Raw genomic sequence first — 9,048 nt, forward strand, 5'->3', positions numbered from 1 at the left:
GCACCCGGATACCGCAGGCGCGGTACCGGCACGGCTCCTGCCGCGTCCGCAGTAGCCGGATGAGTCATCGGCGGCAGCGCAGGGAGTCTGCAGTCGGTGGACGACCGGGCACGGACCCGGCGGACATCCTCGGACGACATCCATTCCCAGCAGAAGGAGCAGCCCATGTCCGCCCTGTCCGTGCTCACTTCACCGGCCGTCGTGCACGCCTCCGCACAGCCCTTCGCCGTCGGCGACTTCGGCTCAGGGCGGATCGGCGCCACCGTGGCCGCGTTCCTCGGGCTGGCCGGCGCGATGGTCGGCGGCCTGGCCCTGGCCCGCGCCACCGGCCGCGTCCGCACCCGCTCCGTTCCGGGCACCGGCCGCCGCGGCGCCGTCGCGGCGGTGGCCGCCGGAATCATCAGCGCGGCCCTCGGGCTCCTGGTCGTCGTCACCGCCGAAGGCGGCCTCGGGACGGGGAACGGCCTGGGTGGAGGCATCGTCGCCCTGATCGTGGGACTGATCGCCGTGGCACTCGGCACCCTGGCCCTGACCCGCTCCCGCCGCGTGCCGGCATGACGCGGCCGTCCACGGGCCCACTCGGCACACGACGCAGGCATGAACGCCAGGCACTGTCGCATGCCGACGTGGGGAATATCGCACGCTTGGAGTTGCGCCCCTCGCCAGTCGGAGCGGAGGAATGGTCAGGGTCGGAGCGTCACGCATACGCGAACGACCTGGACGACGAGCAGCCGTTGATCGCGGTGTCGGCGGGCGTCGAACCAAGTGGAGTTCGCGCGGGTTCGTCGAGCGGGATAGGGGGTGTGTCCGTGCTTGTCGGCAGGTCAGCCGGGGGTGTAGAGGTACCGTGGGTGGGCGGGGGATTCTGCGAGGAACTCCTGAAATCTGCGGGTGGCTTCTGGAATCCTCGTGTCCGTGGCGGATTCTCGAAGTCGCGTCCTGTCGCTCGCCCCGTCGACGTCGGGGGAGGCAGCGAGCGGTAATGGTGTCCCGCCGGGGTTGGCGGACGTCGTCACGTTGCAGCGCAAGCGCCGGGCAGTCTCGTCGGAGGATGACGAGGAGGGCTTGTTCGTCGACGCGCTGGCCGAGTATCAGTGGGCTCGGGACGCGGCCGGTCTGTCGCCGGGGACGAACGTGGTCAGCACCAGCACCCCGGTGTGCGCGGTGTCCGGGTCGGCGCAGATGCGGCGGGTACCTCCACGCCGTCGGTGCCGGGCATGCGGATGTCCATCAGCACGACGTCCGGTTTTAGTCGCGAGGTCAGTGCGGCGGCCTCGTCGCCGCCGCCAGAGCCACGTGCGCGCCGGCGGACGCGACGGCAAGGGCGAGCATCGCCGTCGCCCATCGCCGCCTCAGGGCCACCGCGCCCATCGCGGAGGCTGCGGCAGCCCACCGCGTCCACGCCGCCGCAGTCCCGGTCACCACCGCACCGAGCGGCTCGACCGCGGTCGCCTCGACCACCGCCTACGGATCGTTGACCACGACGCAAGCCGCCAGCAGGCACGCGAGCGCCGCGGCTGTCGCGGGACGGACCCGCCCTCACGGTCTGGCCGTGGTGATCGAGCCCCGGTCCGCCGAATGGCGCAACGCGGAGACCGAACCCGCCCCGGGCACGGTCCTCACCCCCGACCAAACCGGCCACGTCGCGCGGGGCGGGCACGCGCGCGTCCATCAGCCGGTGCCGGTGCCCGTGCTCGGGCGCGAACCGGCCGACCTCGTGGGGGAACTGGTAGCGCCAGCCGTCGACCTGGTCCCAGGACAGCCGCAGCCAAGCGGGCGGGTGCTCGCTGCCGGGCGCGGGTTCGGGGCCGTCGTGGACCTCGACCACGATGTCCAGCAACGGCACTTCCGCGGCGGGACCGGCGTCGGTGCCGCCTTCGGCGGTCACCGCGCGGCCGGGGGTGTGGTCGACGATCACGGTCACGTCCTCGACCAGCGGGGCGATCGCCTCGCCGACGGCCGTGGCATAGCCCGCGTGCGCGAACGCTGCCGCTGGATGCTCGGCGTGGCGCCCTGCGGCGTGCTGTGCCTGCGCGTACTGCTCCGTGGTCTCCACGCCCGTGCTCAACGAGCAGCCCCTGCCCGGGGCCCCGCCTGGGAGGTCACGCCTTGGTTGCGGCTCGCATCCGCCGGGGGTCGGGCCCGGCGGTGTGGTCGACCGCCGGGCCCGACCCGGATACGGCGGCCCGGACGCTCGGGGGGATGACGTCCGGTGCCGCCGTGCGGGAAGGCCGCGCGCCGGCAGGGGGAGTGAGGGGCACGCGGGCGCACAACCGTGCGGCATACGGTCTGAATCCTGTGGTGCCGTATGCTTCCCGAACCTCCACGGTAGGCACGACCGACGGCGCAGGCGCGGCGCCGCGCCTGATCAAAACCGTTCAGTTCGCGTCGAGTTGCCGCAGGTCGCTGCGAGATCTCAAACGGATCGCCGGTGCCGGGCCGGTCACGCACGGTCTCCTCGACTCTGATCGTTCGGGTTACCCGGTCGCGGTGTGTCCGGCTTGGGTTTTGGCATGGGCGAGGCGGTAGGACTCGGTGTCGGTCTGGATGATCGCGCCGTTGAACGTGAGCCGGCCGACGGTGGCGACGCAGAGCCCGGGGGCTCGGTCCATCCGCTGAAGGATGCTCATGACCGTCGCCACCCACCTTGTCGCACGCGCCGCTTACCGCACCGGACAGCCCGGCGGCTGCGCCCTGCCTTTCGACGATCTCGACCCGAAACCACCGGCCCTGGAGGCCGATCCGGCCGATCCGGCCGTGAGGGGATCGGGGGGCCGGGGCAGGGCCGGTGCGCGAATTGGCCTTTCAACGGGCTCGTTGTCCGCGTCGCGCATGGAGGTGTCCTGCTTACGCGGTGGGATGTTCGCCGCTGGGCTGTTCGCGCGGCAACGGCTAGCTTGCGAGCGCTGGTTCTTGCCGATCAAAGGAGACGCAGATGACGCACGCCGCACCGGTCCTCGACGGGCTGAAGATCACCGACCTTATGGACTCTCCGGCCATCCCCGCACGTTCGCCGCTCGGCACCGTGCTGCGGACCCAGGTCGGCGCGGACAGCCTGACCGGCTTCTCGAGCTACGTATCGGACGACTCGGCAAGCGGCTTCTCGAGCTATGTGTCCGACGACTCGGCAAGCGGCTTCTCCAGCTACGTGGCGGACTACTCCGCGAGCGGCTTCTCCAGCTACGTGGCCGATGTCGCTCCGAGCGGGTTCTCCAGCCATGTGGACATCGACGCGAAGCGCTGAGCCTTCGGCGCTGAGGAACACATGGCCCGCCGTGCACAAGTGCTGTCAAAGCACCTTGCAACAGCTGGCTTCAGCCGGCCGGTTCGGTGACGCTCGCCGTCGGCGGGCCAGGGCGGATCGCCCTCTGTTGGGAAAGGAAGGCGGAGTGGAATTGTCGTCCGCTCCGGCACGAATGCCGGTGAACGTCGAGTGGCCACTGAACATCCCGTCACACCGGTCGCTGGGCTCCTTGTGGCGACCGGTGTCGTTGCGGCACTTCGTCGTCAAAGTGCACAGCCGCTGCAATCTGGCGTGTGACTACTGCTACCTGTACGAGATGGGCGACCAGTCGTGGCGTGCGGCCAGCAAGGCGATGTCGCCCGAGGTCGCCGACCGGACCGCGCTCCGCATTGGTGAACACGCGCGGGCGCGCCACCTGGAGACGGTGACCGTGATCGTGCACGGCGGCGAGCCGATGCTTGCCGGTGTGCAACTCATCCGGCGCCTGGCGGAAGGTGTGCGCCGGGCAGTCCCCTCCTACACCGCGGTGTCACTGGCCATGCAGACGAACGGCCTGCTGCTGGACGACGCGAGCCTGGACGCACTGCACGCGCTCGGTATATCCGTCGGCGTGAGCCTCGACGGTGACGAGACCGCCAACGACCGCCACCGCCGCCGCGCCGACGGGCGCGGCAGTCACGCCGACGTAGCGGCCGCGATCGCCAAGCTCCGCGACCCCTCGCGGCCGGGGCTGTACGGCGGACTGCTGTGCACGATCGATCTCGCGAACGACCCGGTCGAGGTCTACGAAGCACTGCTCGCACACGCCCCGCCGACCATCGACTTCCTTCTTCCGCACGGCAGTTGGGACGAACCACCGCCCTCGCGCGATGCGGACGCCGCGGTGACGCCGTACGGGGACTGGCTGGCGGCGGCCTTCGACCGTTGGTACGACGTCGAGGAGTCCGAGACCAGCGTGCGTCTGTTCCGGGACACCGTCGCGCTGGTGCTGGGCGGCTCGGGCACCTCGGAGCAACTCGGACCCGGGCCGGCGACGGTGGTCGTCGTCGACACCGACGGCATGATCGAGCAGGTCGACACCCTCAAGTCGGTGTACGACGGCGCCGCCGCCACGGGGATGTCCATCACGTCCCACAGCTTCGACGACGCGCTGCGCCATCCGTCCCTGGCCGTGCGGCAGTTGGGCGTTGCCGGCCTGGGTGTTACATGCCGCTCCTGCCGAGTCCGAGAGGTGTGCGGCGGCGGGTACTTCGCGCATCGGTATCGATCGGGTGTCGGGTTCGGCGAACCGTCGGTTTACTGCCCGGACCTGATCAGGTTCATCGAACACGTCAGAGGGCGCGTGGCGGCCAGTGTCGCGGCGGCCAAGTCCTTGGGGGACCAGGCATGAGCGCCCCGGCCAAACCGCCCGTCGACCCGCGGCTGACACCGGTGACCTCCCTTCCGCCCCGCCCCGGACCGGACGAGCCGCCATTCGCGGCGGAGGCCGAGCCGCCGCGGACGGTACACGAACTGGTCGGCGAACTCCGCAACCTCGGGGTCCGGATCAACGACGTGCTGCTGGTGCACTGCCGACTGCGCGGCATCGGGCCGGTGGAACGGGGACCGCACGGCGTTCTGGCAGCGCTGACGGAGGCGGTCGGTCCGGGCGGCACGCTGGTGATGCCCACCTTCACCGAGCTGAATTCCGACACGTCACTGCCTTTCCAGCGCGCCACCTATGGTCTCAGCGATGCGGAAATCGAGGCGTACAAAAAGGAGATGCCGCCTTTCGATCCGGTCTGGACGCCGGCGTCGCCCACGATGGGGGCGTTGCCGGAGCTGCTCCGGCAGGCTCCGGGCACGGTCCGCAGCTCGCACCCCCAGTCGTCGTTCGTGGCGAGGGGACTGCTGGCTAACGGCATCGTGCGCCACCACAATCCGGTCTCCCACTTCGGCGAACAGTCGCCGCTGGCACGGCTGTTCTCGTTGCCGGACGCGAAGGTGCTGATGCTGGGGACGGGCTTCTCGGCGTTCACCGCCTTCCATCTGGCGGAGTACCTCCAGCCGAAGGTCGCCACGCGGATGTACCGGTGCGTCGTCCCGGACTGGCTGGGCCGACCGAGCTGGTTCGCGTACGAGGACGTGCTCCTGGACCTGGCCGACTTCGACCTGATCGGAGCGGCGCTGACGGAGAACCTGGCCATCCGGGAAGGGCCCGTCGGCGCCACCTTGGCCAAACTCGTTCCGTTGATTCCCGCGGTCGCGTTCGCCGCCGACTGGATGGCACGGCATCGGGCGGACGGTCGCCCGGCGGCGGTCGCGTAGCGCGGCGGACCGGCGCGTCATGAGCCCGACGCGGGTGCACGCGTCCGGTTCCGCCCGACAGGGTCCCAGGCTGCACCCCGCTTTGCTTCCGGCCGTCTCCCGGGAGCCACAGACCGCCACCGGTGCCCAGGCGATTTCGGGGGCGACGTGCGGTTTGAGCATAGGGGCGCCCCAGTGGCCCTGGTGGGCGCGCAGGAGTCTGCCGACGGCGATGTAGTGGAGCAGGCAGGTGCGCACGACGGTCTCGCCGAGGCATTGTTCGCAGGCGAGGTGGGCGCCATCAAGCACGGTGGCCAGCCGCAAACGGTTCCAAGCCGCAGCCGGAAGAAGTCGGCGAGGGCGGGGCGTTCGAGAACCGGCACGCGGACGCAACGACCCTGCCGCGGAGACGGGTCGGGCCGCCGCACCACCCACCCGCCCCACCTCGAAGTCACGCAGACCGGCGTACCACCGCCCCGCCCCGTGCTGCTACAACCCGACCCTGAAGGAGCCCACCCCCTTATGCGCAGGCTCATCGAATCGACGTACGTGACACTGGACGGCGTCATCAGCTCGGCCGCCCAGTGGAGCAGGCCATACCAGGATGAGCAGTACCACCAGTACGCCGGCGACCTCCTCAGCGACACGGACGCCTTGCTGTTGGGACGCCAGGCGTATGAGGAACTCGCCGCCTCAGCAACGGACTTGAACGCTCTCGGCAAGGGGTGTGCCTCACGCCTCGACGGCCTTCCCAAGCACGTCGTCTCGCGCACTCTCAAGCACGCCACCTGGAACGGCACCGTCATCGCCGGCGATGTCGCCGCCGAGGTCGCCGGCCTCAAGGAACAGCCGGGGCGGGACATCCTCAAGCTCGGCACCGGCAAAATCGACCGCGTGCTCCTGGCCGACAAACTCGTCGACGAGTACTTCCTCTGGGTCTTCCCCGTCATCGCCGGACGCGGAAGCCGCCTCCTCGACGGAGCAGACACCGCGCACCTCACGCTGCGGGGCACCACACGCCTCAACTCGGGCGTCGTCCTGCTTACCTACGCCCCTACCTAGGTAGCCGAACCCCGGACGGTCAGCGGCGCGGGAACCGGCGTACTCCCACCATGCCCGACCTGCGACCGGGCCCGGCGGCGACACGTCCCGCACTCCCAGCGCGAACCGCGCGCTCCGCACCGATACGCCACAGCTCGCACCGCTCCTGAGCCAGCCCACCCGATCCACCAGCACAGGATCCGGAAGTTGGGTTTGGACCGGTCCGTACGAGAGTGCCTAGCAGGACGGGGAGGCCATGGCGGGGCTGCTGCCGCGGACTTCACCCGTTCCAGTGAACTGCTCACGGGAGCGGGGGGTGTCGGCGGTCATTGACGGGAAGGTTCCGTTCCGGCCGTTGGGGCCTGAGCCGCGGGGAGGCTGTTCCGGGGTGGGCGGCTCGGACGGCGGTGGCGCTGGTGGCGTGGGGTGGTGGTCAAACTTGGTCGGGCCGGCCATCGGCTGCGCTCATTCGGATCGGGGCGCGGGTGCTACAGCGCAGGGGCCGGAACGTCAACTGTCGCCGTGGGTGCCGCCGAGTCCGAGGCGGCGGCGCCCGGCGGCGGTCCGCGCCTCGGCGACGTCGTACCCCTGGCCCTTCTCGCCGTGCGGGTCGGCGTCGGTGGGGCGTTCGGCCGCCAGGAGCCGGGCGGACCTGCCCGAGAGTGGCGGCGGCGCTGTGGGAAGAGCTGCTGCCGCCGACCTTTCGGTTGCGCCGTCCATGCCGGGCCACCACCAGCTGCCCTCAGCCCCACGTGTGCGCATTCCGGCCGACGGAGCAACGGCAATACGTTCCGACCAGAGGTCCCGGCCAGGGGAACGCGGTGTGAACTCGGCCCCCTTGGTCGGCTTGGATGGGCGCTGTCGATACGACTGAATGCCGCCGACACGGTTGGCGACGCGTGTGCGCGATGCGCGCGTGCAGGACCGCATGGTGCCCGCCTTGAAGGGGTCGTGTTGTCGAACGCCACCGAGGTGCAGACATGGCTGCACTCGCGGAAGTTCGTTCTTTGGGACATGGACGGGCCTACCCGACAGTCCGGAAATGGTCAGCTTGTGGTGGACGGCCCGCTGCTCAGCCTCTTTCACGGCTACGCCGGGAACCGCCGTTCGCCGTTGCGCTACGACATCGGTCCGGCGGGGTCGGTCGTCTATCCCCAGGGCCTGACAGCGCCGGAGATCGCCAGGCATGTGCGGTGGTCGTTGCAAAACGGCTCCGGGAGCCGGGGGTTCACGTGGCGCGAGACAGCAGACCCCTTCCAGCACCTTCACGACGGCACTGCGCAGGGGCCGGCAGCGCGCGACATGGCCAACCTCGCCCTCACCCAATGGGAGATGGCCGCGGTGCCCGCGTCCCGCCTGGGGACCAGGGTCGCGGCAGTGACGCAGCGTCTGTGGCACCTCGGGGTGAAGCAGGCGGTCGCGACCAACAATGCCGAACTGGTCGCCCATCTCGCGCTCGCGCGCCACGGCTTAAACGACGGCCGCTTCCAAGCCGTCGTCGGCCGTGACATAGACGGTGACCTGCACTTGAAGCCGGAGCCCCACGCGCTTGTGCGGGCCTGCGCCGAGCTCGGAATCGCCGACAACCAGCGCAGCGAAGGCGCCTTCGTCGAGGACTCAGTCAAAAACGTCGCCGCCGGCCTGGCCGCCGGGATACCGGTGCTGGGCATCACCGGAGGAGACCCGGACAAGGCACGCCAATTCCTTGAGGCAGGAGCTCAGTTCGCGGTGCCGTCCGTCGCCGGCCTTTGGATCGCGGGCCGCTTCAACGCCGCGGCGGCAATACGCGAACAGGCCCTCGGACAGCAGGCGGCGGCACACGGTCTGGAACCCCCCGACCGGGCAACGACGGCCAGACCGCTGACGATGCCCACCCACCATGTCCCCGAAGCCGCACAAGCACGTCAAAGAAGTTCGAGCCTGGCCCTGGACAAGTCGCGGAGTCTGGACCCCGGAACCGGCACGTGAACACCCGCCCGCACAGACGAGACACGCTGCGCCGTCTCCATGACGCAGGACCGACGACGAAGGCGGCGACGCCCCCGCGTTGTCGGGCGCACAGCGTCGGCCCGAGTCGATGCGGCCGGGCTGATCGACAGGTGTGCGCATGTGAGCGCGCTCCCGGAAGCACGCAGGATGTTCTGGCACGACGACCCCGCGCACCGCGCCGGCCCGGTGCGTGTCCCGGTCGCGGATTCCGTCCGCGGTTCGGCAGCAGGGTCGGCCGGTTCCGGTGGCGTTTCCGGCGGGCCGGCATGATTCCAGCGTCCGCCGCAACCCGCCGCTGGCGTTGCCGATATCTCTCCCCGTTCCCGGGAAGGGGTCCTGAACGTATGCCCGGCCGGGGATGAGCGAGAACCGCACCCGCCGCCCACGCACCGACTAGTAGTGCTTTGTTATGTGGCCTTGGCAAGGGTTGTTTCCGGCGGTTTGCTGTTGGTATGACGCCGGGGGAACTGTCTTTGTTACGTGGGCGG

General features: G+C 70.3%; 9 protein-coding genes. 6 read left to right on the forward strand and 3 right to left on the reverse strand.

Annotation, left to right across the window (positions count from 1 at the left end; genetic code table 11):
- Positions 1-165: 165 nt before the first annotated feature.
- Positions 166-558 carry a DUF6223 family protein gene (locus ACWD12_RS39905; RefSeq protein WP_450103766.1) on the forward strand — a complete coding sequence of 131 codons (393 nt, stop codon included), beginning with the start codon at positions 166-168 and terminating at the stop codon, positions 556-558.
- Between the two features lie 580 nt (positions 559-1,138).
- Here ACWD12_RS39905 and ACWD12_RS39910 read toward each other — a convergent pair.
- The gene (locus ACWD12_RS39910; protein WP_450103767.1) at positions 1,139-2,068 is read right to left on the reverse strand and encodes a hypothetical protein; all 930 of its coding nucleotides are present in this window, start codon (positions 2,066-2,068) and stop codon (positions 1,139-1,141) included.
- A gap of 409 nt (positions 2,069-2,477) precedes the next feature.
- Entirely contained in the window at positions 2,478-2,630 is a 153-nt protein-coding gene (locus ACWD12_RS39915) for an ATP-binding protein (protein ID WP_450103768.1), read from the reverse strand.
- A gap of 305 nt (positions 2,631-2,935) precedes the next feature.
- Between ACWD12_RS39915 and ACWD12_RS39920 the strand changes: the two genes are divergently transcribed.
- The 4 genes from ACWD12_RS39920 (at position 2,936) to ACWD12_RS39935 (ending at position 6,592) form a co-directional block, all read left to right on the forward strand.
- Positions 2,936-3,244: a hypothetical protein gene (locus ACWD12_RS39920; RefSeq protein WP_450103769.1), complete on the forward strand. Its 309-nt coding sequence runs from the start codon at positions 2,936-2,938 to the stop codon at positions 3,242-3,244.
- Positions 3,245-3,389: 145 nt separating this feature from the next.
- Complete coding sequence (locus ACWD12_RS39925; RefSeq protein WP_358362629.1) at positions 3,390-4,634, forward strand: FxsB family cyclophane-forming radical SAM/SPASM peptide maturase; 1,245 nt, start codon at positions 3,390-3,392, stop codon at positions 4,632-4,634.
- A complete protein-coding gene (locus ACWD12_RS39930) occupies positions 4,631-5,551 on the forward strand; it encodes an aminoglycoside N(3)-acetyltransferase (protein ID WP_450103770.1) in 921 nt (306 codons plus the stop codon). The genes ACWD12_RS39925 and ACWD12_RS39930 overlap by 4 nt, the downstream gene beginning before the upstream one ends.
- Before the next feature lie 501 nt (positions 5,552-6,052).
- Positions 6,053-6,592, forward strand: a complete 540-nt coding sequence (locus ACWD12_RS39935; protein ID WP_450103771.1) for a dihydrofolate reductase family protein — start codon at positions 6,053-6,055, stop codon at positions 6,590-6,592.
- A 489-nt stretch (positions 6,593-7,081) separates the two neighbouring features.
- On the opposite strand, the gene ACWD12_RS39940 is transcribed toward ACWD12_RS39935, so the two are convergent.
- Entirely contained in the window at positions 7,082-7,291 is a 210-nt protein-coding gene (locus tag ACWD12_RS39940; protein ID WP_450103772.1) for a hypothetical protein, read from the reverse strand.
- A 234-nt stretch (positions 7,292-7,525) separates the two neighbouring features.
- Here ACWD12_RS39940 and ACWD12_RS39945 point away from each other — a divergent pair, with 234 nt between their 5' ends.
- Positions 7,526-8,539: an HAD family hydrolase gene (locus tag ACWD12_RS39945; RefSeq protein ID WP_450103773.1), complete on the forward strand. Its 1,014-nt coding sequence runs from the start codon at positions 7,526-7,528 to the stop codon at positions 8,537-8,539.
- Positions 8,540-9,048: the final 509 nt, after the last annotated feature.

The organism is Streptodolium elevatio (assembly GCF_053592165.1).